This window comes from Pseudomonas sp. GW458-11-26-14-LB4 (assembly GCF_059423925.1).
The window spans coordinates 232130-257908 of sequence record NZ_JBWKYU010000004.1 but is presented as its reverse complement, the minus strand read 5'-3'; the positions used below and the strand labels follow the sequence as shown (position 1 = coordinate 257908).

Below are 25779 nucleotides of genomic sequence, written 5' to 3'. Positions count from 1 at the left end.
CAGCGGCCGTCATAGGGACGCAAGCCGCCATGCAAGTGAAACACCTGCTGCTGATCGCCATCCTCGCATTGACCGCTGCTTGCTCATCGAAGGAAGTCGTAGACGAAAACCTGAGTGAAGCCGAGCTGTACCAGCAGGCTCAACAGGACCTGGACAACAACAGCTACACCAGCGCCACAGCCAAGCTGAAGGCTCTGGAGTCGCGTTATCCGTTCGGTCGCTACGCCGATCAGGCACAGCTGGAACTGATCTACGCCAACTACAAGAACTCGGAGCCGGAAGCTGCAAAGTCCGCCGCCGAGCGCTTCATTCGTCTGCATCCGCAGCACCCGAACGTGGACTACGCCTACTACTTGAAGGGCCTGACCTCGTTCGACCAGGACGTCGGCCTGCTGGCGCGCTTCCTGCCGCTGGACATGACCAAGCGTGACCCGGGCGCCGCCCGCGACTCCTACAACGAGTTCGCCCAGCTGACCAGCCGCTACCCGAACAGCCGCTACTCGCCGGACGCCAAGCAGCGCATGATCTACCTGCGCAACCTGCTGGCTTCCTACGAAATCCACGTGGCCGACTACTACCTGACCCGTCAGGCCTATGTCGCCGCTGCCAACCGTGGCCGTTACGTAGTGGAAAACTTCCAGGAGACCCCATCGGTCGGCGACGGCCTGGCGGTAATGACCGAAGCCTACCAGCGTCTGCATCTGGACGAACTGGCGGCCACCAGCCTGGAAACCCTGAAGCTCAACTACCCGAACCACCCGAGCCTGCAGGACGGTCAGTTCGTGCCTCGCGTTGCCGAAGCCGACAACCGTTCGTTCCTGAGCAAGGCCACTCTGGGCCTGATCGAATCCCGTCCGCCGCTGCCGCCGGGAGAGACCCGCGCCAACCAGGACGTGCAGAAGCAGTTCCAGGACGCGAAAGACGCGATCCCGAACGAGCTCAAGCCAAAAGACGAAAACGGCGACGTGATCGAAGAGCCGGAACCGGAGTCGAGCGACAGCGACCGTTCCATCTTCAGCTACATGACCTTCGGTCTGTTCGACTGATCACTTCGGTGATGCCAAAAAGGGAGATCTTCGGATCTCCCTTTTTATTGCGGCGTGTGATTGGGCTGTGCGCTTGTCGGGTCCTTGGCTAAACTGCCGAATCATTAGCCGAAAAGCCGCCCATCATGCTTCGTTTACTGTTCTGGATTGCCTTGATCGCCGCTGCTGTCTGGTTGTGGCGCAAATTCAAGGCCCCCGCCTCGTCCCCCCGACCGCCTCGCGAACAGGATGCCGCACCGATGGTGCGCTGCGCCCACTGCGGCGTGCACCTGCCCCGCGACCGCGCGCTGAACCTTCAACAACAGTGGTATTGCAGCCAGGCTCACCTTGAGCAAGGCCCCGGCTCCAGTGATCGCTGAGGCCGAAAACGCCGACAGCAAACGGGCCCAGCGACTGCTGCGCCTCTATCATCTGTACCGTTTGAGTGTCGGCATCACCTTGGTGTTGCTGATCTCCAGCAACATGGACAACCGCCTGCTGACCTCGGCCAACGACGAGTTGCTGCGCAATAACAGCTGGTTGTACCTGGTGCTGAACATCCTGCTGGTGGTGTTTCTCGAGAACATCCGCCGCCCAGCCCAGTTGTTCGCTCTGGCACTGGTCGACATTCTGCTGCTGTGCGGCGTGTTCTACGCAGCGGGCGGTGTGGCCAGTGCGATCGGCAACTTGCTGATCGTTTCGGTGGCCATCAGCAACACCTTGCTACGACGACGCATCGGCCTGCTGATCGCCGCTGTCGCCACCCTCGGCATCGTCGGGCTCAGCTTTCTGCTGAGCTTCAGCCATCCCCTGAGCGCCAACGACTATCTGCAGGCCGGCACCCTCGGCGCCTTGTGCTTTGCCGCCTCGCTGCTGGTGCAAGGGTTGATCCGTCGTCTCGAAGTCAGTGAGAACCTGGCCGAGTTGCGCGCCAGCGAAGTGGTGGGGCTCGAAGCCCTCAACGCGCTGATCCTGCAACGCATGCGCACCGGCATTCTGGTGCTCGACGAACAGCGCCGGGTGCAACTGGCCAACCACAGCGCCAAGGCCCTGCTGGGACAAACGCACCTTGAAGGCAACTTGATCGACGACCACTCGAGCGCATTGGTCGAACGCCTGCAACTGTGGCTGAACAACCCGACCCTGCGCCCGCAAAGCCTGAAAATCGCCGGCAACGGCCTGGAGCTGCAGCCGAGCTTCATCGCCCTGGAACAGAGCCCGAATCGCCAGACCCTGGTGTTTCTCGAAGACCTCGCCCAGATCGCCCAGCAGGCCCAGCAATTGAAACTGGCCGCGCTGGGCCGGCTGACCGCCGGTATCGCCCATGAAATCCGCAATCCGCTGGGGGCCATCAGTCATGCCGCGCAGCTGTTGCAGGAATCCGAGGAACTCGACGGCGCGGATCGGCGTCTGACGCAGATCATTCAAGACCACTCCCAGCGCATGAACCGAGTCATCGAAAACGTCCTGCAACTGTCCCGCCGCCAGCAGAGCGCGCCGCAACGGCTGGATCTCAAACCGTGGCTGGAGCAGTTCGTCAGCGAGAGCCGCGAACAGGCCGGCGAGCGCCAGCACATTCATCTGCACATCGGCCCGGGGGATTTCCGCACGTTGATGGATCCCGGCCAGCTCACGCAGATTCTCGACAATCTGTTACGCAACGGCTGGCGCCACAGCGCCCTTTTGCACGATCCGGCCGAGGTCTGGCTGACGCTGTCCATCGACCCCGAGAGCACGCTGGCCGTGCTCGAAGTGCAGGACAACGGCCCCGGCGTGCCGCTGGATCAGCAGGCTCACCTGTTCGAACCGTTCTTTACCACCAGCAGCCAGGGCACCGGCCTTGGGCTTTATCTGTCCCGTGAGCTGTGCGAAAGCAATCAAGCGCGCCTAGACTTCAAATCACGCCAAGGCGGCGGCTGCTTTCGCATCACCTTTGCTCACGGACGGAAACAAAGTTGAACACGAGCCCACGGCAAAAAATCCTCATCGTCGACGACGAGCCGGATATCCGCGAACTCCTGGAAATCACCCTGGGACGGATGAAACTCGACACCTTCAGCGCACGCAATTTCAATGAAGCCCAGGCGCTGCTGCACCGCGAGACCTTCGATCTGTGCCTGACCGACATGCGCCTGCCCGACGGCACCGGCCTGGAACTGGTGCAGCACATTCAGCAACGTTATCCACAACTGCCGGTGGCAATGATCACCGCCTACGGCAGCCTGGAAACGGCGATCAACGCCCTGAAAGCCGGGGCTTTCGACTTCCTGACCAAACCGGTGGACCTGACACGCCTGCGCGAGCTGGTCGGCTCGGCATTGCGCATGCCGGCGCCGGGCAATGTCTGCACTTCGATCGACCGGCGGTTGCTCGGCGACTCACCACCGATGCGCAATCTGCGCAAACAGATCGACAAACTGGCCCGCAGTCAGGCGCCGGTCTACATCAGCGGCGAGTCCGGCAGTGGCAAGGAGCTGGTGGCCCGATTGATTCATGAGCAGGGCCCGCGCGCCAGCCAGCCATTTGTGCCGGTGAACTGCGGGGCGATTCCGTCTGAGTTGATGGAAAGCGAGTTCTTCGGCCACCGCAAAGGCAGTTTCAGCGGCGCGGTGGAGGATAAACCGGGGCTGTTTCAGGCGGCCCATGGCGGCACGCTGTTTCTCGATGAAGTGGCGGACCTGCCGCTGCCGATGCAGGTCAAGCTGCTGCGGGCGATCCAGGAAAAAGCCGTGCGCAGCGTCGGCGGCCAACAGGAAACCGTGGTCGATGTGCGCATCCTCTGCGCAACGCACAAGGACCTCGACGCGGAAGTGTCTGCCGAGCGTTTTCGTCAGGATCTGTATTACCGGCTCAACGTGATCGAACTGCGTGTGCCGTCCCTGCGCGAACGTCGCGAGGACATCGAAGCACTGGCCGTCCATATGCTCAAGCGCCTGGCCAATGGCACCGGGCAACCGGCTGCACGTCTTCATCCTCATGCCCTAGAGGCGCTGAAAAACTACCGTTTTCCGGGCAACGTGCGGGAGCTGGAGAACGTGCTTGAGCGGGCGCACACCCTGTGTGAAAACCGCACGATCGAGGCCGAGGATTTACGCCTGAGTGAAGGAAACGCCGCCGCTGAAGGTGGTATTGCCGATCTCACGCAAATCGACAACCTGGAAGACTATCTGGAGAACGTCGAACGCAAACTGATTCTGCAGGCGCTGGAGGAGACTCGCTGGAATCGCACGGCGGCAGCGCAGCGGTTGAGTCTTTCGTTTCGGTCGATGCGCTACAGGCTGAAGAAGCTGGGTCTGGATTAACGCCTCTTTCGCGGGCTTGCCCGCGAAAGCGATTTGTCAGTCGCCGAAAGAAAAACTGACTAGATCCGTCCGGCCGGTGCATACGGCGCCGGATCAATGATCGGCGCACGCCCCAGCATCACATCGGCAAACAACTGACAGGATGCAGGCGCCAGCACCAGCCCGTTGCGGTAATGCCCGCAGTTCAGCCACAGACCGTCAAAACCCGGAACCCGGCCAATGTAAGGAATGCCTTCGGGCGAGCCCGGCCGCAGCCCGGCCCAGTGCCCCACCACTTCGGCATCGGCCAGCGTCGGCAACAGTTCGACCGCCGATGCCTTGAGGCTTTCCAGCGCATTGTCCGTCGGGGTTTTGTCGAAGCCTTCGTGCTCCAGCGTACTGCCGATGAGAATATGCCCGTCGCGGCGCGGAATCGCGTAGCGCCCCTTGGCCAGCACCATGCTCGGCAGGAAATCCGCCGCGCACTTGTAGAGAATCATCTGGCCCTTCACCGGCTCCACCGGTAGGGAAAGATTCAGAGTCTTGAGTAATTCGCCGCTCCACGCGCCTGCGGTCAAAACGACCTGATCGCCAGCGTTCACACCCGTGGAAGTCTGCACGCCTACCACCCGCTCGCCATCACGGACAAACCCGCTGACTTCACACTGCTCGTGAATCGTCACGTTCGGCAGCGCCTGCAACGCCGCTTTCAAAGACTTCACCAGCCGCGGATTGCGCACGTTGGCTACGTCGGCCATGTAGATCGCCCGGGAAAAACCGCCACCGAGCACCGGCACCGCATCATGCGCCGCCGAGATATCCACAGCCCGCAGTGGGCGGTTTTCCCTTTTGGCCCACGCCAGCGCTTCAGATTCGTCATCCAAGTCCAGCCAGTACAGGCCGGTGGTGTGCACTTCGGGATCGACCCCGGTATCGGCAAAAAGGCGTTCGCCCAGTTGTGGATAAAAATCCTGCGACCAGTGCGCCAGCGCGGTGACGGCCGGGCTGTAGCGCCACGGGTACAGCGGAGAGACGATACCGCCGCCGGCCCAGGACGATTCCTGGCCGACGTTCGAACGATCCAGCAGCACCACGCTGCCGACCTCGGAGGCGAGGTTGTACGCGGTGAGCAGGCCAATCACTCCGCCACCGACAATCACCACTTGCTGTTGCCTGGTCATGTTTGATCCAACCGTAAAAAAGACAGTGGGCGCAAATGGCGCCCGAAATAAAGCGGCTCAGCGGCCCCAGCAATCCTTGGTGGTCAGCCCGGTGGTCGCGTTGTTCATGCTTCTGACACCGGTGTTGGTGAGGGTGAAATCCCCGCACTTGTCAGTGGCCATGGCCGTGCCGGTCTTGCGGGTCGCAGTCAGCAGGAAGGCCTGATCGGTGATCGTCGGCGTGATGGTGTAGAAATCGTTGCCAGTGCTCAACCCGGTGACACCGGTGTAGACGTTGTTCTTCGAATAGAAGCGTTCGAGGATCTGTGCCTGTTCCGACAAATTGCTGACCACGTCGGCACGGCGGCCCTTCTTCACGTATTCGGTGAGGCTCGGATAGCCGATGGTGATGACGATACCTATGATCGCAATCACGATCATGATTTCGATCAGGGTGAAACCTCGGTTGGATCTGCGCATGCCTCGAACTCTCGCTTACTGAATTTGGCGCCACATGATACGACGGCTGCCGCCGCCGGATTTTTCCACCAGGGTGGTGATACCGCCACTGGAATCGTTCACGACCTTGCGTGATGCACCGTTGACGATGGCGTTCAGGGTCGGGATACCGCCGGTGAACACCACGCCGCTGGAAATCGTATCGTTGCTGTCGACCACGCCATCAGCGTTGGTGTCGAGCACCGCGTAGTTGAGCATCTTACCGCTGAACGCATCGAGTTCGATCAGTTTGCCGGTACCGAAACTGGAACACGGGTCGGTGGTATCGACACTGGCCGTGGTGAACACGATGCGTCCCAGCACCAGACTGGCCTGGTTGATCACCCGTTCGCCGGTCAACGCGTTGTTGTACACCAGCGGCAGGTACCAGCCCTTCTCCGCTGGATAGGTCGTGTCGTTCTGGCTGGTGGTGACGAACTGCCCGGTACTGCCGGAGAACACCCCGGTAATCGCCTGCGCCTGCAAACTGCTGACTGTGATCTGGCCCGACCCGCCATCGGCGTCCCACACCGAATAGAACGCCTGCAGATCCTTGTTGGTCTTGTCGGCAGTTTCGTTGAATTTGCCGGTGCCGACGAAAATCTGTTTGCCGCCCAGAGCATTGTCCGCCAGCAACGGTTGCGCGGTGATCGGCTGAGTCGCCCCACCAGCCGTGGTGAACAACGGCCTGCCGGAAAACGCTACGCCCCAGCTGTCGGACGACGTGGCGCTCAGGTCGAATTTCCACAACCGCCCCTTCAAGTCACCGCCATATGCGGCCTGTACCACGTTCTGCGAATTGACCCGCAGCTTCACCGAGGACAAACCGTTGGTGGTTTCCGTACTGTCGATGACGATTTTCCTGATCAGCGAGCCGTCACGCACATCCAGCACATACAGCGCCGCCACCCCGGAGTTGCTGCCGTAACCGTTGGCAATGAACGCCGCCCAGCGACCATCGGCCAAGCGTGCCACCTCCGGACGGGCATAGGCGTAACCCAGATCATTGAAAGCGTTGGAAGTACTGGCGGTGGCGGGCGCGCTGACTTCCCACAAGGCGCGGATAACGTTGCCCGCCGAGGCGTCGAACAGCTGAAGCCCGTAGAAACTCTTGCCACCGGCCCCCGTCCCGCCGATGGCCAGGGTTTTCCAGGCTGTGCCGAATTGCGCGTCGAACACACCGATCTGACCATCCACCAGAAACTTGTGGCTGACGCCGTTGACGTAGTTCGGATCGGCAATAAGGCGCAGCGAGGGCAATACGCTGGACGGCATGTAGGCATAGCGCCGGGTACCGTTGGCCGAGTTGATGACGCTGACAAAACCGTCGTTGGCGTTCACCACCAGGCTGGCATTCATGTTCGAAGCCTTGGTGGTCAGGTAGGTGCTGTAGGTGGTGTCACCGGCCAGATCGGAAGCGGTTTTTTCCGTGGGCGAAGCCAATACGAGCGGCGAGTTGATGATGTCCCCGAGCAATACGCTGCGCACTTTGAGCCCGGCCTTGTTGGTGCCCTTGCTCCATTCGACCAGGTCGATGCCGCTGATGCCGACCGGTAAACCCTGGCTGAGAACGGTCTGCTGGGCCGGGGAGAAGTTGCCGTAGGCCAGCGTCACCGCCGCGTTGTTCAGGGTGTTCCACGACTGGTAGGTCGGCGCGGTAGCGCCGGGCACGATGGCGGTGTCGGTGGTCCACAGCACCGCCGACGTATTGACCGCCCCGGCCGAGTTGAAGCCAAAGGACTTGATCGTGCCGCGCCAGTCCTTGGGGTCATAACTGGTCTGGAAATAACTGGTGCCGCTCGCCAGCGTGGTGCCACTGGCGACACCGCTGCCGCCAGAGCCGGCCTTGGAGGTGATGTCGCTCAACGCCGAAGACAGCGCGGCATTCAGGCCGGCGCTGTCGGTCGCCTGGTAGTAGCGGCCCTGTCCGTAATCGGCGGCGTCCGAGAGCATGTCGTTGGAAGCGGTAAAACCCACGGTGTAGGTGTTCATGTTCTGCCTGGGAAAATCCACCGCATTCCAGCTCTTGCCTGCCGCGTCGGTACCGGTCGAACGCATGTCGATATCGAAGGCGAACTTGGCGATATCGTCCAGATACAGCGTATCGCCCTCCCCGTCCCCGTTCAGGTTGTTCCCGTCATTGTTGATGCCGTCCCAGTTCGGCAAGCGGCTGCCACCCAGTGGATCATTGCTCGGAAAGGTGCGGTCGTAGGTCGGCAAACCGTCGGTAATGACCACCCCGTAGTTTTTCTGGCAGCGGTACTGGATCGGGCTGGTGTAAGTGCTCGGCGTGCTGTTGTAGTACGGCGCCATCCCGCGCATGTAGCGGGTGATTTCGTAGTAGGTCTCGGCCAGCGGCGTGTTGGCCACCGCGCTCAGGCCGTTGATCGACGAAATCAGTGCGTTGTAGTTGGTGTCGGCCTGGGCCTGGGTCACGCTGCCGCTGACCGGTGACAGGTCGCTGATGGAGCGGGCAATGAAACCACCGTTGCCAGGGTTATTGCTGGTGGCCGGGTTGAAGGTGGCCAGACCCATGCGCAGGTTGCGGTTGCTGGTGACCAGTGCGGTGGAAACGTTGCGCGCCACGTTGATCCGGTAGTCGTTGGGAATCGCGCCGGTGGTGAAGTCGCGCGTGCCGTTGTTGATCGCCAGCCCGACCACATAGGAAATGTAATCCGCCGAATAGCGAGTGTTGCCGCTGCCCACCGGATCCGGCAGCTTCAGGCAGAGCGGCGTCAGGCTGTTGTTGTAGAACGCATAGGCACCGCCGGAGCAGCCGGAGGTTGGCAGGCTCGACAGAAAGATCGTATCGCCGGTAATGGCAGTTGAGCTCAGGCACAGGCCGATGACCGCGTTGCACTGGCGGGCCGCCGTGCGATCCACGGTCGGATCAAAACCCGTCGCATAAATGATGCTGTTCATGCTGCCCGAGTCGTCGATCATCAACATCACGTTCGGTGGCACGGCCGCCGCGCTCAACAGCGGCGAATCGGACGGCGTGAAAGCAAACGCCGGTGCAGCCAGATAAAGCCCGGTCAGCATGCCGAGCAGCAGCGACAGCCACTTGAAGCGTCGCTCAGTACTTCGCATAAACACTCTCCACCACACTGCGCGAAGTACCGGCGATGCCGACGGCCGTGACCCTGTACAAAGTCGCCGAGGTGTTGCTCGGCACATTCACCGCCGTCAGGGTCGTGCCGATGTTCTGCACTCCGTAAAACCCGCTGCCAGCGGCGATCCAGGTCACGCCCGACGTGGAGTTGAGCCCCGCTGCGCTGACCACCGAGGATTCCGCCGGCGGCGCACATTGAGTGGTGCTGGCGCACACCGCCAGCGCGTAGCCGTCCAGTTGCACCGCACTTTCACCGATACGCAGTGCCGCCTCGGCAGTCTGGAACGATTGATTGCGCAGGCTCACGCTGCCAGCCATTTTTTCCTGCAGGTTGGCGCTCTGCATCGATGACAGGCCGATCACCGTCAGGAGCAGCAGAAACACCAGACTGACCAGCAACACCATGCCGCCCTGGGACCGTCGCCGATGGAGAGAAACGTTCATCGCTCGCCCCTCACTGCAAGCGGTTGCGCAAGGCGGCAACCACGTTGAAGGTTTGATTGCGGACCCGGTTATTCGGGTCAGTGAGGGTCAGGCTCAGGCGCACGCTGCGGATCCGCGCCGGATCACCCGGGTTGGCGCTGTAGGTGGACGCCGCCACGTCGGTCGCGGAACTCGCAAGACCAAACATCACCGTGAACGCGCTGACGTTGTTCACCAGCACCTGCTGGGCCGGGTTACCGCTGCCGGTGCCCATCAGAATCTGGTTGTTGCTGAAGCTGTAGACCAGCCGACGGATCGGAAATGCGATCTGGCCCGTCGCCGCCGCCCGCGCGCCGGTATAAGCGGTGGCGCTGTTGCGGCAATCGGAGACCACGGTCCAGGTCGGTGTCCCGCCCGCACTGCCGACATCGGCGGTAACCAGGGTCAGCTTGAGGTTGGCGTTGTCCCAGCTGATCGGCGTGATCTGCGCCGTATTGAAATCCCCCGCCGAGCTGGAATCGGTAATCGTGCCCAGGCAGCCGAACATACCCACCATGCGCAGTTCCTGAATCATCTTGCTCAACACGAACCGCGCGTCTTCCTGCATGGCGGCCGCACTGTTCTGGCTGACGTAAGTATTCTTCGCCGCCAGGAAAATCTGCACCACGCCGAGTACCACGATCAACCCCAGCGCCAGAGCAACCAGCATTTCGATCAGGCCGAAGCCCAGGTTTTGGCGCTTCATGGCGTGGCCACCGGATCGACTGCGGCGCGGCTGGTCAGGACAAAACTGCGGGGCGCACTGCTCGTATTGGCGGCGCGCGCGTCACTCCAGGTGATGGTGATGGTGTACACGCGCTGATTGAGGGTGATGCTGCCGGTGGCGGTCGGTCCACCAAAATTGACGATATTGGTGGTGAAGTCGTAGAGATCCTGATCCCGGGCGACACTCAAGTTGCCCGTGGTCGGCGGCGTGACGGTGTAGTCGGCGCCCGAATTGGCACGGATCCGATCCATCATGTCGTAGGCGATGAAACTCGCCTGGCTGGTCATCCGCGAGCTGTCGGTGTACTTCAGTGCATTGAGCTGAACTGCCGCCGCGCCCAACAACCCGACCGTCAGAATCAACAACGCGACCAGCACTTCAATCAGCGTCATGCCCTCCTGTGCGTGCTTGCTCCCTGCCCTCATCCGCAATTTCCACCCAATTGAATTCGTCCGTTCAGACACACGTTCAGCGTCCTGCTTTGCGTTCCCAGCACATAACTGATGGCCACCGCCGTGGACGGTGCCGCCAGCCCGCCCAGGTTGTTGAAATCCAGCGCGGTCACTCCAGAGGGTAGCGTCAGAGTCGCGCCGCTGCTCATCGCTGGAACAACCCGCAATACATTGGCCGGAGTGCCAGTACTGTCGTAGACCGACAACTCGCCGGTCCAGACACTGCCGCCGGCGCTCGGCCGCAAGCGGGTGGTGACGCCCCGGTTGATCGCCTCGAGCCTTGCGTAATTGAGGGCCCGTTGCAGGTCGCCGACTTCGGTGTCGGCCTTGCTACCCTGCACCGAACGGGTGAATGCCGGCACCGCCATCGTGATCAGGATCACAAACACCGCGAGCGCCACCAACAGCTCGATCAGCGTGAAACCTTTTGTACGATGATCCATCGATGCCCTCCGTTGCCGTCGGCTATACCTGTACAAACCTAGAACATTCGACCGGCATGCGCCGGTTGATTTACCGCGAACGGCGCACGGATTGCGCCGCTGTGCACAATCCAGGGAGGACGCGCACATGCCGCAACAGGGTTTCAGTCTGGTCGAACTGCTTATGGGACTGGCGATCGGCGCAATTGTTCTGTCGCTGGTCAGTCCGGCGCTGGCGGACTTCACCGAATCAAACCGGCGGCAGCAGGCCGCGCAGTCTTTGCTCGACGGGATTCGCAATGCCCGGACCATGGCCATCACGCGCAATCAGAGCGTGGTGATTCATGGCATCAACGGTGATTGGGGTCAGGGCTGGCGGATCATTCTGGATATCAGCGGAAAGGGTCCGGTAGATGCCGGTAATCCATTGCTGATCGAGCAGGCGAGTGACGGACGGATACCGATTGTCGGCAACTGGCTGGTGAGCCGCTACATACGCTTCAGCAGCCTGGGCCAGCCGCTGGTGCCGGACCGGAAGTTTCAGGCGGGGACGTTACATCTATGCTCGGCTCGCGAGCCGGTCAGCCAGCTCCAGGTGGTGCTGGCGGCGACCGGTCGCGTACGCCTGACCAGCCAAAAGACTGAACAGGCGTTATGCCGAAAGGATAAAGCGATCAGATCGAGCGAACGCGCAGCTCTTTAGGCATCGAGAACGTGATGTTCTCCTCACGCCCGGCCAGTTCGTCGGCGCCGGTGGCGCCCCAGGCCTGCAACTGCTGAATCACGCCACGCACCAGTACTTCCGGAGCGGAGGCGCCGGCGGTGATGCCGATACGCTCGACACCGTCGAACCAGCTTTTTTGCAGGTCTTCGGCGCCATCGATCAGGTAGGCCGGCGTGGCCATGCGCTCGGCCAGTTCACGCAGGCGGTTGGAGTTGGAGCTGTTCGGGCTGCCGACCACCAACACCACGTCGCATTCGTCCGCCAATTGCTTGACCGCGTCCTGACGGTTTTGTGTGGCGTAGCAGATATCGTCCTTGCGCGGCCCGCCAATGGCCGGGAAACGCGTACGCAGCGCATCGATGACACGGCTGGTGTCATCCATGGACAACGTGGTCTGGGTGACGAAGGCGAGTTTTTCAGGGTTGTGCACCTGCAACTCGGCGACATCCTTCTCGTCTTCGACGAGGTAGATCGCGCCGCCATTGCTGGCGTCGTACTGGCCCATGGTGCCTTCGACTTCCGGGTGACCGGCGTGGCCGATCAGGATGCACTCGCGACCGTCGCGGCTGTATTTGGCGACTTCGATGTGCACCTTGGTCACCAGCGGGCAGGTGGCGTCGAACACTTTCAGGCCACGGCCGGCGGCTTCGGTACGCACAGCCTGTGAGACGCCGTGGGCACTGAAGATCACGATCACGTCGTCCGGTACCTGATCGAGCTCTTCGACGAAGATCGCGCCACGACTGCGCAGGTCTTCGACCACGAACTTGTTGTGCACCACTTCGTGACGCACATAGATCGGCGGCCCGAAGACCTCCAGGGCGCGGTTGACGATTTCGATCGCCCGGTCCACGCCGGCGCAGAAACCACGGGGGTTGGCGAGTTTGATTTGCATGCGGTGCCTCGTGTCTTGCGCGCGAAAGATTGGATCATTACAGGAGCCGGTCAGCCGGCTCCTGCAGAACAGCAATTACAGCGCTTTGACGGAGAAGATTTCCACGTCAAAGGTCAGCGTCTTGCCGGCCAGCGGATGGTTGAAGTCGACGGTCACTTGCGCGTCGTCGAACTCTTTCACCACACCCGGCAGCTCAGTATTGGCCGCATCGTTGAAGATCACCAGCAGACCCGGCGACAGTTCCATGTCCGCGAACTGCGAACGCGGAATGATCTGTACGTTTTGCGGGTTTGGCTGGCCGAATGCGTTTTCCGGTTCAATGGTCAGGGTACGCTTGTCGCCGGCCTTGAAGCCGAACAACGCCGCCTCGAAGCCCGGCAGCAGGTTGCCGTCGCCGACCTTGAAGGTCGCCGGGGCTTTGTCGAAGGTGCTGTCGACTGTGTCGCCGTTCTCCAGGCGCAATGCAAAGTGCAAGGTGACTTCCGTGTTCTGGCCGATGCGTTGCTCAGCCAATACCTGTTCAGTCATGAACGGTTTCTCCGGATTTCTTGGTTTTGAACATGTCCAGTGCCAGCATCACCGCGCCAACGGTGATGGCGCTGTCGGCGAAGTTGAACGCCGGGAAGTACCAGCGGTTCTGCCAGTGCACCAGAATGAAGTCGATCACATGGCCCAGGGCAATGCGGTCATAAAGGTTGCCCAGTGCGCCGCCCAGAACCAGCGCCAGCGCAATGGCCAGCCAGGTTTCGTTGCGGCCCAGGCGCTTGAGCCAGACCACCAGCACCGCACTGACCGCAATCGCGATCAGGGCGAACAGCCAGCGCTGCCAGCCAGAGCTGTCCGCGAGGAAGCTGAAGGCAGCGCCGGTGTTGTAGGCCAGTGTCCAGCTGAAGTAATCAGGGATGATCACAATCTGCTGAAACATCTCGAGCTTGCCTTCGAAGTAGAACTTGCTGGCCTGGTCAATGACCAGAACCAGCAAGCTCAACCAGAGCCAGCTCAGCCGTCCGAAACGGCCAACGGCATTAGGCATAGTGACGAACCTCGCCGGCGCCATCGATGTTGTCCACGCAACGGCCGCAGATTTCCGGATGCTCCGGGTTCACGCCAACGTCTTCGCGGCAGTGCCAGCAACGGGCACATTTCGGGAAGGCGGACTTGACGATCTTCAGCTTCAGGCCGCTGACTTCGGTGGCCACAGCGTCGGCCGGAGCCTGCACGAACGGCGCAACAGTGGCAGTCGAAGTGATCAGGACAAAGCGCAGCTCGTTGCTCAGCTTGGCCAGGTCGGCGGTCAGCGCGTCTTCGGCGAACAGCGTCACTTCGGCTTGCAGGTTGCCACCGACGGCCTTGGCTGCGCGCTGGATTTCCATTTCCTTGTTGACCGCCACCTTCACTTCCATGATGCGATCCCAGTACTCGCGACCCAGCTCGAAGCCTTCCGGCAACTCGGTCAGGCCTTCGTACCAGGTGTTGAGCATCACCGATTCGTTGCGCTCGCCCGGCAGGTATTGCCACAGCTCGTCGGCGGTGAACGCCAGGATCGGCGCGATCCAGCGCACCAGCGCTTCGGAGATGTGGAACAGCGCGGTCTGGCACGAACGACGGGCCTTGCTGTTGGCGCCGGTGGTGTACTGGCGGTCCTTGATGATGTCCAGATAGAAACCACCCAGCTCCTGCACGCAGAAGTTGTGGATCTTCGAGTAGACGTTCCAGAAACGGTATTCGCCGTAGTGCTCTTGCAACTCGCGTTGCAGCAGCAGGGTACGATCCACCGCCCAGCGATCCAGCGCCAGCATGTCTTCGGCCGGCAGCAGGTCGGTGGCCGGGTTGAAACCGGTCAGGTTGGAAAGCAGGAAGCGCGCGGTGTTACGGATACGACGGTAGGCGTCCGCGCTGCGCTGCAGGATCTGCTCGGACACGGCCATTTCGCCGGAGTAGTCGGTCGACGCGACCCACAGACGCATGATGTCGGCGCCCAGGGTGTCGTTGACTTTCTGCGGCGCGATCACGTTGCCCAGGGACTTGGACATCTTGCGGCCGGACTCGTCCACGGTGAAGCCGTGGGTCAGCAGCTCGCGGTACGGCGCGTGGTTGTCGATGGCGCAACCGGTCAGCAAGGACGAATGGAACCAGCCACGGTGCTGGTCCGAACCTTCCAGGTACAGGTCGGCACGCGGACCGGTCTCGTGCCCCATCGGGTGCGAACCGCGCAGGACGTGCCAGTGCGTGGTGCCCGAGTCGAACCAGACGTCGAGGGTGTCGCTGATCTTGTCGTACTGCGGCGCTTCATCGCCCAGCAGTTCGGCAGCGTCGAGTTTGAACCAGGCTTCGATGCCTTCGACTTCAACGCGCTTGGCGACTTCTTCCATCAGCTCGACGGTGCGTGGGTGCAGTTCACCGCTTTCCTTGTTCAGGAAGAACGGGATCGGCACGCCCCAGTTGCGCTGACGGGAGATGCACCAGTCCGGACGGTTGGCGATCATCGAGTGCAGGCGCGCCTGGCCCCAGGCCGGGACGAACTTGGTGTCTTCGATGGCTTTGAGCGAGCGCACGCGCAGGGTGTCGCCGGATACCGGCTCCTTGTCCATGCCGATGAACCACTGCGCGGTGGCGCGGTAGATCAGCGGGGTCTTGTGGCGCCAGCAGTGCATGTAGCTGTGTTCGATGACGGTGGTGTGCAGCAGCGCACCGACTTCGGTGAGTTTTTCAACGATGGCCGGGTTGGCTTTCCAGATGAACTGGCCGCCGAAGAACTCCAGCGACGGCACGTAAACGCCATTGCTCTGTACCGGGTTGAGGATGTCGTCGTTGACCATGCCGTATTTCTTGCAGGTCACGAAGTCGTCAACGCCGTAGGCCGGTGCGGAGTGAACCACGCCGGTGCCGGCGCCCAGTTCCACGTAGTCGGCCAGGTACACCGGCGACAGACGGTCATAGAACGGGTGACGGAAATTGATCAGTTCCAGCGCCGAACCCGGTGCGGTGGCCAATACGGTGCCTTCGACGCCGTAACGGGTCAGGCAGGATTCGACCAGTTCTTCAGCCAGCACCAGCAGCTTGTCGCCGATGTCGACCAAAGCGTAGGTGAATTCCGGGTGAACGTTGAGCGCCTGGTTCGCCGGGATGGTCCACGGGGTGGTGGTCCAGATCACGATCGAGGCCGGTTTGCCCAGGGACGGCAGACCGAATGCGGCGGCCAGTTTGGCCTCGTCAGCGATCGGGAACGCTACGTCGATGGTCGAGGACTTCTTGTTCTCGTACTCGACTTCCGCTTCGGCCAGGGCCGAACCGCAATCGAAGCACCAGTTCACAGGTTTCAAGCCCTTGAACACGAAACCGCCCTTGACAATTTCGGCGAGGGCGCGGATTTCACCGGCCTCGTTCTTGAAGTTCATGGTCTTGTACGGATTGGCGAAGTCGCCCAGCACGCCGAGACGGATGAATTCGGACTTCTGCCCTTCGATCTGCTCGGTGGCGTAGGCACGGCACAGTTCGCGGGTCTTGTCCGCGCCCAGGTTCTTGCCGTGGGTCACTTCAACCTTGTGCTCGATCGGCAGGCCGTGGCAATCCCAGCCCGGGACATACGGCGCGTCGAAGCCCGACAGGGTCTTCGAGCGGATGATCATGTCCTTGAGAATCTTGTTCAGTGCGTGACCGATGTGGATCGTACCGTTGGCGTACGGAGGGCCGTCGTGCAGGACGAACTTTGGACGATCCTTGCCAATCTCGCGCAACTTTCCGTACAGGCCAATACTGTCCCAGCGCTGCAGGATCTGCGGTTCGCGCTGTGGCAGGCCGGCCTTCATTGGGAAGGCGGTGTCCGGAAGGTTTAGCGTGGCTTTATAGTCGGTCATTTAAGGCTCTTCATTAGCGATGGGCGCTAGGTGCGGCTAGTGCACGGGCGGCGGCGACATCCGCGCTGATCGCCGTTTTCAATGCCTCCAGGGAGGCGAAACGCTGCTCTTCACGCAGCTTCTGGTGGAAAACCACCGTCAAACGCCGGTCATACAGATCGCCGGCAAAATCTAAAAGATGGACTTCAAGGTGGGCCTTGCCATCACCTTGGACCGTGGGCCGAACGCCGATATTGGCGACGCCGGGCCAGGTCTTGCCGTCGATGTCGACGTCGACCAGGTAAACCCCGGTGAACGGCACGCGACGGCGTTTCAGTTGAATATTCGCCGTGGGCGTACCCAGTTGACGGGCCAGTTTCTGGCCATGCAGCACGCGACCGGCAATCCGGTATCGGCGACCGAGCAAACGTTCGGCGAGCGCGAAATCGGCGGCGGCCAACGCGTTGCGCACCTGGGTGCTGCTGACACGAATGCCGTCCAGCTCGACGGTTTGCGCGGCTTCCACGGTAAAACCGTGAACCTGCCCGGCCTGCAACAGGAAATCAAAATCACCGAGACGGTCGCAACCGAAGCGGAAATCGTCACCGACCTCCAGATGCTGCACGCCGAGGCCATCGACCAGGATGGTATCGACGAACTCGCTGGCGCTGAGTTTGCTCAGGCGCTGGTTGAAGGCCAGGCACAAGACCCGGTCGACGCCTTCGGCGGCCAGCAGTTGCAGCTTGTCGCGCAACCGGGCCAGACGCGCCGGCGCGGTCTCCGGGGCAAAGAATTCCCGTGGCTGCGGCTCGAAAATCACCACGCAGCTGGGTACGCCCAACTCGAGCGCACGCTCACGCAGTCGGGCCAGAATAGCCTGGTGACCACGGTGAACACCGTCAAAGTTGCCAATAGTGGCGACGCAGCCCCGATGCTGGGGGCGCAGATTGTGGAGGCCTCGAACCAGCTGCATAACGCGCTTCTTGCTCATAAAGTGGCCGATTATAACCACACCCGACGGCCGACGACAGGCAACACCGTAACCCAAAGTGATCGAGCCGACAAAACTGCCGGCTCGCGCCCGTCTTTCAAGGGTGAAACCTCAGTTCAACGCCTTGCGATTGAAGTCGCGCAGGCGGAAACCAAGCAGCAGCAACATACCGAAATAAGCGACCACGCCGGCAACCACCAACGCGCCCAGGCGCAGGAAGCGCTCCAACATGTGGCCCTGATCCCAAGCGGGCATGAAATGCATGCCGATCAACAGCACCGCCGACATCACCGCCACCGCAACCACAAGCTTGAAACCGAACTTCAACCAGCCCGGCTGCGGTTGATACATCTGCTGTTTGCGCAATTGATAGAACAGCAGCCCGGCATTCAGGCAGGCACCGGCGCTGATCGCCAACGCCAGACCGGCATGGGCCAGCGGACCGATCAGCACCAGGTTGAACAGTTGAGTAACCACCAGGGTGAAGATTGCGATTTTTACCGGCGTACGGATGTTTTGTTGCGCATAAAAGCCCGGCGCCAGCACTTTGATCACGATAATCCCGAGCAGACCGACAGAATAGGCAATCAGCGCCCGCTGCGTCATTTCCGCGTCAAAACCGCTGAACTGGCCGTACTGGAACAGCGAAACCGTCAACGGCTCGGCCAGAATCCCCAGCGCCAGCGCACACGGCAGCACCAGCACGAAGCACAGGCGCAGGCCCCAGTCGAGAATCCGCGAATATTCGTGGCGATCCTTGCTGGCGTAGGTCTTGGCCAAGGTCGGCAGCAGAATCGTGCCCAACGCCACACCCAGCACACCGGACGGCAGTTCCATCAAACGGTCGGCGTAATACATCCACGACACCGAACCCGCCACCAGGAACGAGGCGAAAATGGTGTTGATGATCAGGGAAATCTGGCTGACCGAGACGCCGATGATCGCCGGCAGCATCTGTTTCATCACCCGCCAGACGCCGGTATCACGCAGATTCAGGCGCGGCAGCACCAGCATGCCGATCTTTTTCAGGTGCGGCAGTTGATAGAGCAACTGCGCCAGACCACCAACCAGCACTGCCCAGCCGAGGGCCATGACCGGTGGATCGAAGTACGGCGTCAGGAACAGCGAAAACACGATCATGCTGACGTTGAGCAGGGTCGGCACGAATGCCGGCACCGAGAAACGGTTCCAGGTATTGAGGATCGCACCCGCCAGTGAAGACAGGGAGATCAGCAATATATAGGGGAAGGTCACTCGCAGCAGGTCGGAGGTCAGCTGGAATTTTTCCGGCGTATCGGTGAAACCCGGCGCCGTGGCCCAGATCACCCAGGGCGCGGCGATCATGCCGAGCGCGGTGACCAGCGCCAGCACTAGCGTCAGCAGGCCGGAAACGTATGCAATAAAGGTGCGAGTTGCCTCTTCGCCCTTCTGGTTTTTATATTCGGCCAGGATCGGCACAAAAGCCTGGGAAAACGCCCCCTCGGCAAAAATCCTGCGCAGCAGATTGGGCAGTTTGAAGGCGATGAAGAAGGCGTCGGTCGCCATTCCGGCGCCGAAGGTACGGGCGATGAGCGTGTCGCGAACAAACCCGAGAATCCGGGAAAGCATCGTGATAGAGCTGACGGCGGCCAACGATTTGAGCAGATTCATTGAAGGAATGTGTGCCTGTCGATAAACAGCAGGCGAATAACGCGCCCACTTGTGCGATACTCCGCGCCGCAACAGCACAGAGCCAAAGCTCGCGAGTTTACAGGTCAAGCGCCGGAAATAAATATCCCGCCTCTTTATACCTACCACTTAGCGGAACGTCTCAAGCGCCCTTGACAAGACATCTCTTCATCGGCATGATTCGCGGCCTATTTTGTTTGCTATTTCCTAAAAAGTCTTTCGAGGAGCTCGACGGTGGCCAACTCACCTTCCGCCAAAAAACGTGCAAAACAGGCTGAGAAGCGTCGCAGCCACAACGCCAGCCTGCGTTCCATGGTTCGTACCTACATCAAGAATGTAGTTAAAGCCATCGACGCAAAAGACGCTGAAAAAGCTCAAGCTGCATACGTTCTGGCTGTGCCAGTTATCGACCGTATGGCCGATAAAGGCATCATCCACAAGAACAAGGCTGCTCGTCATAAGAGCCGCCTGAATGGCCACGTCAAGGCACTGAAAGAAGCTGCCTAAGCGACGTAGTCATTAAAAAACCGACCTCAGGGTCGGTTTTTTATTGCCTGCGATTTGCTCTGACCTCAGCAAATCACAGGCAAAAAAAGAGGAGCCAACCGACTCCTCTTTTTTTTACGCGCGATTAACGAGCCGACGCCCACGGCAAAATCGGGATCGCCGTCACCGCATTCTGCGGGCTACCCTCGATCAGACGATCGCTGTAGACCAGATACACCAGCGTATTGCGCTTCTTGTCGAGGAATCGCACCACTTGCATGGTCTTGAACACCAGCGAAGTGCGCTCCTTGAACACCTCTTCGCCATCCTTCAACTCACCCTTGAAGTTGATCGGCCCGACCTGACGACAAGCAATGGACGCCTCGGCACGATCCTCTGCCAGACCCAACCCACCCTTCACACCACCCGTCTTGGCGCGCGACAGGTAGCAAGTCACACCTTCAACCTTCGGATCATCGAATGCCTCGACCACGATCCGGTCGTTGGGCCCGACAAATTTGAACACCGTCGACACCTGACCGATTTCCTCGGCCGAGGCCAGCAATGGCAGCGCCATCAACAAGCCCAACAATCCTTTTGCCATGCGCATCGCGTTTTCCTTACACCAGAATCAGGTTGTCACGGTGAACCAGTTCCGGCTCAGCCATGTAACCCAGTAAACCGACAATCGCATCAGACGACTGACCGATGATTTTTTGCGCTTCCAGCGCGCTGTAGTTGGCCAGGCCACGGGCGATCTCACGACCGTCCGGTGCCACGCAAACCACCATTTCGCCGCGACGAAAACTGCCCTGAACCAGTTTGACACCAACCGGCAGCAAGCTTTTGTTACCCTGGGACAACGCGGAAACCGCACCATCATCCAACACCAGCGTGCCACGGGTTTGCAGATGTCCGGCCAGCCACTGCTTGCGCGCCGCGAGCATACCGCGCTCAGGCGACAGCAACGTACCAATGCGCTCACCCGCCTTCAGACGATCAAGCACGCGCTCCAGACGCCCACCAACAATGATGGTATGCGCGCCGGAACGTGCCGCCAGCCGCGCCGCGCGCAGCTTGGTCTGCATGCCGCCACGACCCAATGCACCACCAGTACCGCCCGCCACCGCATCCAGCGTCGGATCATCGGCGCGCGCTTCGTAAATCAGTTGGGCGTCAGGGTTATTGCGCGGATCGGCGTCGAACATGCCGTCGCGATCCGTCAGGATCACCAGCAGATCGGCCTCGACCAGGTTGGCCACCAGCGCCGCGAGCGTATCGTTGTCGCCGAAACGGATTTCGTCGGTGACCACGGTGTCATTTTCATTGATCACCGGGATGACTTTCAGCTCGACCAGCGCGCGCAAGGTGCTGCGGGCATTCAGGTAGCGCTTGCGGTCGGACAGGTCGTCATGGGTCAGCAGAATCTGCGCAGTGTGCCGACCGTGCTCGGCAAAGCTCGATTCCCAGGCCTGCACCAAGCCCATCTGGCCGATTGCGGCAGCGGCCTGGAGCTCGTGCATCGCGCTGGGTCGAGCGGTCCAGCCCAAGCGACTCATGCCCGCCGCCACTGCCCCGGAGGACACCAGCACCAGCTCGACGCCGGCCTCGTGCAAAGCCACCATCTGCTCGACCCAGACACCCATTGCCGCGCGATCCAGCCCTTTGCCATCCGCCGTCAGCAAAGCGCTGCCGATCTTCACGACCCAACGCTGCGCACCTGTCACCTTGCTCCGCATCATCTTCAACCTTAGCTTGAGGGCAACGCGACCCAGCGCTGCCCGTGACGTTATTCGTGGTTATTCGTGACCAACCGATTTCCAGATACTAAAACGCCGCTCGATTGAGCGGCGCTTAAGTTTACTGCAACGAATCAGTCACGCACGTAAATGATTTCCGGACCGTCTTCGTCATCCACATCTTCTTCGTCCCAGTCATCGTCGCCGATGTCGTGGACCGACTTCACGCCGCTGCGACGCAGGGCACGCTTGTCGTCCAGCGCCTGCAACTGAGCACGGGCTTCGTCTTCGATGCGCTGATCGAGATCGGCCAGTTCTTCCTTGTAGGCCGGGTCATTGGCCAGGCGATCGGCACGATCCTCCAGGTAGCGCATGATGTCGCGCGTCAGGCGCTCGGTACCTTCTTTGGCGATGGCCGAGATCACATAGACCGGACCTTCCCACTGCAGACGCTCGACCACTTCCTTGACCCGCTCCTCGTGCTCTTCTTCGAGGATCTGGTCGCACTTGTTCAGCACCAGCCAGCGATCACGCTCGGCCAGCGACGGGCTGAACTTGATCAACTCGTTGACGATCACTTCAGCGGCGTCCGGCGCACTGCTGTCGTCCAGCGGCGCCATATCCACGAGGTGCAGCAACAGACGGGTACGCGCCAGGTGCTTGAGGAAACGAATGCCCAGACCGGCACCGTCGGAAGCGCCTTCGATCAGACCCGGAATGTCAGCAATGACGAAACTTTTCCAGCGGTCGACGCTGACCACACCCAGGTTCGGCACCAGTGTGGTGAACGGGTAATCGGCGACTTTCGGCTTGGCAGCCGATACCGAACGGATAAAGGTACTTTTACCGGCGTTCGGCAGGCCCAGCAGGCCAACGTCGGCCAGAACCTTCATTTCCAGTTTCAGGTCGCGCTGCTCGCCCGGCTTGCCCGGCGTGGTCTGGCGCGGCGCACGGTTGGTACTGGATTTGAAACGGGTGTTGCCCAGACCGTGCCAGCCGCCCTGCACCACCATCAGTTTCTGACCGGCCTTGGTCAGGTCGCCGATGACTTCCTGGGTGGCGGAGTCGATCACGGTGGTGCCGACCGGCACGCGCAGGATCAGGTCTTCACCCTTCTTGCCGGTGCAGTCGGTGCTGCCGCCGTTGGAGCCACGCTCGGCATCGAAGTGCCGGGTGTAACGGTAGTCCACCAGGGTGTTGAGGTTTTCGTCGGCCATCATGTAGATGGAACCGCCGTCACCGCCATCACCACCGTTCGGACCGCCGTTTTCAATGAATTTTTCCCGACGGAAACTCATGCAGCCATTGCCGCCGTCGCCAGCCTTTACGCGGATCGATACTTCATCAACAAACTTCATAACCAACGCCTCTCGCCGTACGGACGAGCCGAAAAACAATCAAGACATAAGACTCTTGCAAAAATGAGCGCAGCGACCCCAATCCACGACCTGCATCGCACGCCGGCAGCCCATACAAACAGCTTTGCAAGAGACTCACCCCACAAACGAAAAAGCCCCGTCGCAAGACAGGGCTTCTCCAGCACTCTCGCAGTTAGGCTGCGACAACGCTCACGTAACGACGACCGAAGGCGCCTTTTACTTCAAACTTGATCACGCCTTCGATTTTCGCGAAGAGGGTGTGATCCTTACCCATGCCAACGCCGTAGCCAGCGTGGAATTGGGTGCCGCGCTGACGCACGATGATGTTGCCGGCCTTGATGACCTGGCCGCCATACATCTTCACGCCAAGGCGTTTGGCTTCTGAGTCGCGACCGTTACGGGTACTACCACCAGCTTTTTTGTGTGCCATGAGTTCAATTCTCCTAGTGAGGAATTAGGCTGTAATTAAGCCTGAATACCGGTGATTTTGATCTCGGTGAACCACTGGCGGTGGCCCATACGCTTCATGTGGTGCTTACGGCGACGGAACTTGATGATGCGGACTTTATCGTGACGACCTTGGGAGATCACTTCAGCCTTGACGGTTGCGCCAGCAACAACAGGTGCGCCGATGTTCACGTCGTCGCCATTGGCGACCAACAGAACGCGGTCAAAAGTCACGGATTCGCCAGTAGCGACTTCCAGTTTTTCGATCTTCAGGTATTCACCTTCAGCGACCTTGTATTGCTTACCGCCGGTAACGATTACTGCGTACATGGTATTTCTCCGATAATCCTGCTCACCCAGCTCTTTATAAGAAGAGGTATTGGCTGGCATGGCTGCATGGGGCTGGAACGGCCCAAGTGCAATTGCGTAAGGCAGGTGCTGCCCAGGAAGTTCAGGGTGCGCGATTGTACGCAAGCCTTCGAAGTCGTGCAAGGGGCCGTCCATCGCGCCTTGACAGGCCCGAACGTGGGTCCTAGCATGCCGCGCAACCCTTCTGGAGCACCTGTCGCTGATGCAACCCCAAGCTTTCTACCGCGCGGTGGCGGACGATTTTAGCGCCGTCGACGGCATCATCAAGAAGCAGCTGACTTCCCGAGTGCCGCTGGTATCGAAAATCGGCGATTACATCACGTCGGCCGGCGGCAAACGCCTGCGTCCTTTATTGGTGCTGCTGTGTGGCAAGGCCCTGGGTCGCGAAGGCGACGACATGCGCCTGCTGGCCGCCACCATCGAATTCCTGCACACCGCCACCCTGCTGCATGACGACGTGGTCGACATGTCCGGCATGCGCCGTGGCCGTTCGACCGCCAACGCCATGTGGGGCAACGCCCCGAGCGTACTGGTCGGCGACTTCCTGTACTCGCGCTCGTTCGAGATGATGGTCGAACTGGGCTCGATGCCGGTAATGAAGATCCTGTCCCAGGCCACGCGCATCATCGCCGAAGGCGAAGTGCTGCAGCTGTCCAAGGTTCGCGACGCCAGCACCACCGAAGAAACCTACATGGAAGTGATCCGCGGCAAGACCGCGATGCTGTTCGAGGCTTCGACCCACAGCGCCGCTGCGCTGGCCGGTGCCACCGCCGAGCAGAGCGAAGCCCTGCGCACCTTCGGTGACCACCTGGGCGTGGCGTTCCAACTGGTCGACGACCTGCTCGACTACAAAGGCGACGCCGAAACCCTGGGCAAGAACGTCGGTGACGATCTGGCCGAAGGCAAGCCGACCCTGCCGCTGATCTATACCATGCGCGAAGGCACGCCAGAACAAGCCGCACTGGTACGCCAGGCGATCCAGAAAGGCGGGATCGAAGACCTAGAAAGCATCCGCATTGCCGTGGAAGCGTCCGGTTCGCTGGAATACACCGCGCAACTGGCCCGTGACTACGTGGCCCGTGCGATCAAATGCCTCGACGCACTGCCAGCCAGCGAATACCGCGATGCACTGGTTGAGCTGAGCGAATTCGCGGTCGCCCGCACGCACTGATCAACGCCGCATCATAAAAAACCGCAGCCTCCGTTGGAGCCTGCGGTTTTTTGTTGCCTGCCATCAGCGGCTAAAACCCTATACAATGTGCGACTTTTAGCGATCCCCTCTCCAAGGAGCCTTAGTGAGCACGTTGCCACCCTGCCCGAAATGCAATTCCGAATACACCTATGAAGACGGCACCCAACTGGTGTGCCCGGAGTGCGCCCACGAGTGGTCTGCCGGCGGTGAAGCCGAAGTGGCATCCGACGATGCCGTGAAAAAAGATTCGGTCGGTAACGTCCTGCAGGACGGCGACACCATCACCGTGATCAAGGACCTGAAGGTCAAGGGCACCTCGCTGGTGGTCAAGGTCGGCACCAAGGTCAAGAACATCCGCCTGTGCGATGGCGACCACGACATCGACTGCAAGATCGACGGCATCGGCCCGATGAAACTCAAATCCGAATTCGTCAGAAAAGTCTGATTCTGCTGTCTTCCATCCCGCGCCCGCCGTGGGATGGAGCTTCGCCCTCCCCCGCAATCCCCATCAAATCCTCGCGATAGCCAAACGCCAGCCGTTTTGACCTTACGCAATCTTTACCCGCAAAAAATCACAAACCGCCAATAGGCGCTTGCTATTTGACGAATAAGAATTATTCTCATTGAAACCCTTTCAATGGAGATGAGACCCATGACTTATTTGATCGACGCCTGGCTGGATCGCCCGCACCCGTACCTCAGGATCCTGCATCGGGAAACCGGTGAAGTCTGCGCCGTACTGGAAGAAGAAGCCCTGCACGAGTTGCAGGATCAAGGGGATCTGGACGTCAGCGGCCTGAGTTCCAGCGAGCCCTTGGTGCTCAAGGAGCTGGTGCGCAATCTGTTCCTGTTCTGCTATGCCCGGGCCTTGCGCCCGACCAGTGAACTGCACAACAAGATCGAAGTATGAGATC

The 25779-nt window shown here is 60.6% G+C and carries 27 protein-coding genes; 9 read left to right on the top strand and 18 right to left on the bottom strand.

What is annotated here, in order from left to right; all coding sequences use genetic code 11:
- The first annotated feature begins 29 nt into the window (after nucleotides 1-29).
- From AC07XZ_RS07915 to AC07XZ_RS07900, 4 genes are all read left to right on the top strand, one after another.
- Nucleotides 30-1046 (top strand): outer membrane protein assembly factor BamD, encoded by a 1017-nt coding sequence (locus AC07XZ_RS07915; RefSeq protein WP_085747727.1) that lies wholly within the window; start codon nucleotides 30-32, stop codon nucleotides 1044-1046.
- A gap of 125 nt (nucleotides 1047-1171) precedes the next feature.
- Nucleotides 1172-1405, top strand: a complete 234-nt coding sequence (locus AC07XZ_RS07910) for a PP0621 family protein (RefSeq protein ID WP_102686310.1) — start codon at nucleotides 1172-1174, stop codon at nucleotides 1403-1405.
- A complete protein-coding gene (locus AC07XZ_RS07905; protein WP_102686311.1) occupies nucleotides 1395-2984 on the top strand; it encodes a two-component system sensor histidine kinase NtrB in 1590 nt (529 codons plus the stop codon). The genes AC07XZ_RS07910 and AC07XZ_RS07905 overlap by 11 nt, the downstream gene beginning before the upstream one ends.
- Nucleotides 2981-4327 (top strand): sigma-54-dependent transcriptional regulator, encoded by a 1347-nt coding sequence (locus tag AC07XZ_RS07900; RefSeq protein ID WP_102686312.1) that lies wholly within the window; start codon nucleotides 2981-2983, stop codon nucleotides 4325-4327. Before AC07XZ_RS07905 ends, AC07XZ_RS07900 begins: the two co-directional genes overlap by 4 nt.
- 59 nt (nucleotides 4328-4386) lie before the next feature.
- Here the strand turns inward: AC07XZ_RS07900 and thiO are convergent, their stop codons facing one another.
- Genes thiO through AC07XZ_RS07865 form a run of 7 tightly spaced genes read right to left on the bottom strand, consistent with a single transcriptional unit; the run spans nucleotide 4387 to nucleotide 11160 of the window.
- A complete protein-coding gene (gene thiO / locus AC07XZ_RS07895; RefSeq protein ID WP_102686313.1) occupies nucleotides 4387-5487 on the bottom strand; it encodes a glycine oxidase ThiO in 1101 nt (366 codons plus the stop codon).
- Nucleotides 5488-5544: 57 nt separating this feature from the next.
- Nucleotides 5545-5946 carry a type IV pilin protein gene (locus AC07XZ_RS07890; protein WP_085747722.1) on the bottom strand — a complete coding sequence of 134 codons (402 nt, stop codon included), beginning with the start codon at nucleotides 5944-5946 and terminating at the stop codon, nucleotides 5545-5547.
- A gap of 15 nt (nucleotides 5947-5961) precedes the next feature.
- Nucleotides 5962-9054 carry a pilus assembly protein gene (locus AC07XZ_RS07885; protein ID WP_085747721.1) on the bottom strand — a complete coding sequence of 1031 codons (3093 nt, stop codon included), beginning with the start codon at nucleotides 9052-9054 and terminating at the stop codon, nucleotides 5962-5964.
- Nucleotides 9041-9520, bottom strand: a complete 480-nt coding sequence (locus AC07XZ_RS07880) for a pilus assembly PilX family protein (protein WP_085747720.1) — start codon at nucleotides 9518-9520, stop codon at nucleotides 9041-9043. Before AC07XZ_RS07880 ends, AC07XZ_RS07885 begins: the two co-directional genes overlap by 14 nt.
- A 10-nt stretch (nucleotides 9521-9530) precedes the next feature.
- Entirely contained in the window at nucleotides 9531-10244 is a 714-nt protein-coding gene (locus AC07XZ_RS07875; protein ID WP_102686314.1) for a PilW family protein, read from the bottom strand.
- Nucleotides 10241-10690, bottom strand: a complete 450-nt coding sequence (gene pilV, locus AC07XZ_RS07870) for a type IV pilus modification protein PilV (protein ID WP_007959555.1) — start codon at nucleotides 10688-10690, stop codon at nucleotides 10241-10243. Before pilV ends, AC07XZ_RS07875 begins: the two co-directional genes overlap by 4 nt.
- Nucleotides 10687-11160: a GspH/FimT family pseudopilin gene (locus AC07XZ_RS07865; protein WP_102686315.1), complete on the bottom strand. Its 474-nt coding sequence runs from the start codon at nucleotides 11158-11160 to the stop codon at nucleotides 10687-10689. The genes pilV and AC07XZ_RS07865 overlap by 4 nt, the downstream gene beginning before the upstream one ends.
- 127 nt (nucleotides 11161-11287) lie before the next feature.
- On the opposite strand from AC07XZ_RS07865, the gene AC07XZ_RS07860 reads away from it, so the two are divergent.
- On the top strand, nucleotides 11288-11842 hold the full coding sequence (locus AC07XZ_RS07860; RefSeq protein WP_102686316.1) for a GspH/FimT family pseudopilin: 555 nt from the start codon (nucleotides 11288-11290) through the stop codon (nucleotides 11840-11842).
- On the opposite strand, the gene ispH is transcribed toward AC07XZ_RS07860, so the two are convergent.
- The 6 genes from ispH to murJ all read right to left on the bottom strand — a co-directional run bounded on the left by ispH (nucleotide 11814) and on the right by murJ (nucleotide 19235).
- Complete coding sequence (gene ispH / locus AC07XZ_RS07855) at nucleotides 11814-12758, bottom strand: 4-hydroxy-3-methylbut-2-enyl diphosphate reductase (protein WP_038361699.1); 945 nt, start codon at nucleotides 12756-12758, stop codon at nucleotides 11814-11816. The genes AC07XZ_RS07860 and ispH overlap by 29 nt on opposite strands.
- Nucleotides 12759-12833: 75 nt before the next feature.
- The gene (fkpB, locus tag AC07XZ_RS07850) at nucleotides 12834-13271 is read right to left on the bottom strand and encodes an FKBP-type peptidyl-prolyl cis-trans isomerase (protein WP_173892710.1); all 438 of its coding nucleotides are present in this window, start codon (nucleotides 13269-13271) and stop codon (nucleotides 12834-12836) included.
- Nucleotides 13272-13278: 7 nt separating this feature from the next.
- Nucleotides 13279-13791 carry a signal peptidase II gene (gene lspA, locus AC07XZ_RS07845; protein ID WP_074691487.1) on the bottom strand — a complete coding sequence of 171 codons (513 nt, stop codon included), beginning with the start codon at nucleotides 13789-13791 and terminating at the stop codon, nucleotides 13279-13281.
- Entirely contained in the window at nucleotides 13784-16615 is a 2832-nt protein-coding gene (ileS, locus tag AC07XZ_RS07840) for an isoleucine--tRNA ligase (protein ID WP_102686317.1), read from the bottom strand. The genes lspA and ileS overlap by 8 nt, the downstream gene beginning before the upstream one ends.
- A gap of 13 nt (nucleotides 16616-16628) precedes the next feature.
- A complete protein-coding gene (gene ribF / locus AC07XZ_RS07835) occupies nucleotides 16629-17567 on the bottom strand; it encodes a bifunctional riboflavin kinase/FAD synthetase (RefSeq protein WP_085747713.1) in 939 nt (312 codons plus the stop codon).
- A gap of 129 nt (nucleotides 17568-17696) precedes the next feature.
- Nucleotides 17697-19235, bottom strand: a complete 1539-nt coding sequence (gene murJ, locus AC07XZ_RS07830; protein WP_102686319.1) for a murein biosynthesis integral membrane protein MurJ — start codon at nucleotides 19233-19235, stop codon at nucleotides 17697-17699.
- A 252-nt stretch (nucleotides 19236-19487) separates the two neighbouring features.
- On the opposite strand from murJ, the gene rpsT reads away from it, so the two are divergent.
- On the top strand, nucleotides 19488-19760 hold the full coding sequence (gene rpsT, locus AC07XZ_RS07825) for a 30S ribosomal protein S20 (RefSeq protein ID WP_003228351.1): 273 nt from the start codon (nucleotides 19488-19490) through the stop codon (nucleotides 19758-19760).
- A 124-nt stretch (nucleotides 19761-19884) separates the two neighbouring features.
- Here rpsT and AC07XZ_RS07820 read toward each other — a convergent pair whose 3' ends face one another.
- The 5 genes from AC07XZ_RS07820 to rplU form a co-directional block, all read right to left on the bottom strand.
- The gene (locus tag AC07XZ_RS07820) at nucleotides 19885-20349 is read right to left on the bottom strand and encodes a CreA family protein (RefSeq protein ID WP_085747711.1); all 465 of its coding nucleotides are present in this window, start codon (nucleotides 20347-20349) and stop codon (nucleotides 19885-19887) included.
- Between the two features lie 10 nt (nucleotides 20350-20359).
- Entirely contained in the window at nucleotides 20360-21478 is a 1119-nt protein-coding gene (gene proB / locus AC07XZ_RS07815; RefSeq protein WP_045121906.1) for a glutamate 5-kinase, read from the bottom strand.
- Between the two features lie 134 nt (nucleotides 21479-21612).
- Nucleotides 21613-22836: an Obg family GTPase CgtA gene (gene cgtA, locus AC07XZ_RS07810; protein ID WP_102686320.1), complete on the bottom strand. Its 1224-nt coding sequence runs from the start codon at nucleotides 22834-22836 to the stop codon at nucleotides 21613-21615.
- Between the two features lie 193 nt (nucleotides 22837-23029).
- On the bottom strand, nucleotides 23030-23287 hold the full coding sequence (gene rpmA, locus AC07XZ_RS07805) for a 50S ribosomal protein L27 (RefSeq protein WP_003228360.1): 258 nt from the start codon (nucleotides 23285-23287) through the stop codon (nucleotides 23030-23032).
- Nucleotides 23288-23322: 35 nt separating this feature from the next.
- The gene (gene rplU / locus AC07XZ_RS07800; RefSeq protein WP_003228361.1) at nucleotides 23323-23634 is read right to left on the bottom strand and encodes a 50S ribosomal protein L21; all 312 of its coding nucleotides are present in this window, start codon (nucleotides 23632-23634) and stop codon (nucleotides 23323-23325) included.
- A gap of 241 nt (nucleotides 23635-23875) precedes the next feature.
- Between rplU and AC07XZ_RS07795 the strand changes: the two genes are divergently transcribed.
- From AC07XZ_RS07795 to AC07XZ_RS07785, 3 genes are all read left to right on the top strand, one after another.
- Nucleotides 23876-24844: a polyprenyl synthetase family protein gene (locus tag AC07XZ_RS07795; protein WP_007950962.1), complete on the top strand. Its 969-nt coding sequence runs from the start codon at nucleotides 23876-23878 to the stop codon at nucleotides 24842-24844.
- A 124-nt stretch (nucleotides 24845-24968) separates the two neighbouring features.
- A complete protein-coding gene (locus AC07XZ_RS07790; RefSeq protein ID WP_007950963.1) occupies nucleotides 24969-25310 on the top strand; it encodes a zinc ribbon domain-containing protein YjdM in 342 nt (113 codons plus the stop codon).
- A 207-nt stretch (nucleotides 25311-25517) separates the two neighbouring features.
- Nucleotides 25518-25775 (top strand): PA4570 family protein, encoded by a 258-nt coding sequence (locus AC07XZ_RS07785; protein ID WP_007950964.1) that lies wholly within the window; start codon nucleotides 25518-25520, stop codon nucleotides 25773-25775.
- The last annotated feature ends 4 nt before the right edge of the window (nucleotides 25776-25779 follow it).

What these genes read in the sequence shown, in the direction of transcription:
- ribF (WP_085747713.1), bottom strand. Translation starts at nt 17,567, where the DNA reads ATGCAGCTGGTTCGAGGCCTCCACAATCTGCGCCCCCAGCATCGGGGC.
- AC07XZ_RS07910 (WP_102686310.1), top strand. Translation starts at nt 1,172, where the DNA reads ATGCTTCGTTTACTGTTCTGGATTGCCTTGATCGCCGCTGCTGTCTGG.
- lspA (WP_074691487.1), bottom strand. Translation starts at nt 13,791, where the DNA reads ATGCCTAATGCCGTTGGCCGTTTCGGACGGCTGAGCTGGCTCTGGTTG.
- cgtA (WP_102686320.1), bottom strand. Translation starts at nt 22,836, where the DNA reads ATGAAGTTTGTTGATGAAGTATCGATCCGCGTAAAGGCTGGCGACGGC.
- AC07XZ_RS07890 (WP_085747722.1), bottom strand. Translation starts at nt 5,946, where the DNA reads ATGCGCAGATCCAACCGAGGTTTCACCCTGATCGAAATCATGATCGTG.
- rplU (WP_003228361.1), bottom strand. Translation starts at nt 23,634, where the DNA reads ATGTACGCAGTAATCGTTACCGGCGGTAAGCAATACAAGGTCGCTGAA.
- AC07XZ_RS07820 (WP_085747711.1), bottom strand. Translation starts at nt 20,349, where the DNA reads ATGCGCATGGCAAAAGGATTGTTGGGCTTGTTGATGGCGCTGCCATTG.
- proB (WP_045121906.1), bottom strand. Translation starts at nt 21,478, where the DNA reads ATGCGGAGCAAGGTGACAGGTGCGCAGCGTTGGGTCGTGAAGATCGGC.
- AC07XZ_RS07860 (WP_102686316.1), top strand. Translation starts at nt 11,288, where the DNA reads ATGCCGCAACAGGGTTTCAGTCTGGTCGAACTGCTTATGGGACTGGCG.
- AC07XZ_RS07785 (WP_007950964.1), top strand. Translation starts at nt 25,518, where the DNA reads ATGACTTATTTGATCGACGCCTGGCTGGATCGCCCGCACCCGTACCTC.
- AC07XZ_RS07880 (WP_085747720.1), bottom strand. Translation starts at nt 9,520, where the DNA reads ATGAACGTTTCTCTCCATCGGCGACGGTCCCAGGGCGGCATGGTGTTG.
- AC07XZ_RS07865 (WP_102686315.1), bottom strand. Translation starts at nt 11,160, where the DNA reads ATGGATCATCGTACAAAAGGTTTCACGCTGATCGAGCTGTTGGTGGCG.
- ileS (WP_102686317.1), bottom strand. Translation starts at nt 16,615, where the DNA reads ATGACCGACTATAAAGCCACGCTAAACCTTCCGGACACCGCCTTCCCA.
- thiO (WP_102686313.1), bottom strand. Translation starts at nt 5,487, where the DNA reads ATGACCAGGCAACAGCAAGTGGTGATTGTCGGTGGCGGAGTGATTGGC.
- ispH (WP_038361699.1), bottom strand. Translation starts at nt 12,758, where the DNA reads ATGCAAATCAAACTCGCCAACCCCCGTGGTTTCTGCGCCGGCGTGGAC.
- AC07XZ_RS07795 (WP_007950962.1), top strand. Translation starts at nt 23,876, where the DNA reads ATGCAACCCCAAGCTTTCTACCGCGCGGTGGCGGACGATTTTAGCGCC.
- murJ (WP_102686319.1), bottom strand. Translation starts at nt 19,235, where the DNA reads ATGAATCTGCTCAAATCGTTGGCCGCCGTCAGCTCTATCACGATGCTT.
- pilV (WP_007959555.1), bottom strand. Translation starts at nt 10,690, where the DNA reads ATGAGGGCAGGGAGCAAGCACGCACAGGAGGGCATGACGCTGATTGAA.
- AC07XZ_RS07885 (WP_085747721.1), bottom strand. Translation starts at nt 9,054, where the DNA reads ATGCGAAGTACTGAGCGACGCTTCAAGTGGCTGTCGCTGCTGCTCGGC.
- AC07XZ_RS07875 (WP_102686314.1), bottom strand. Translation starts at nt 10,244, where the DNA reads ATGAAGCGCCAAAACCTGGGCTTCGGCCTGATCGAAATGCTGGTTGCT.
- AC07XZ_RS07915 (WP_085747727.1), top strand. Translation starts at nt 30, where the DNA reads ATGCAAGTGAAACACCTGCTGCTGATCGCCATCCTCGCATTGACCGCT.
- rpmA (WP_003228360.1), bottom strand. Translation starts at nt 23,287, where the DNA reads ATGGCACACAAAAAAGCTGGTGGTAGTACCCGTAACGGTCGCGACTCA.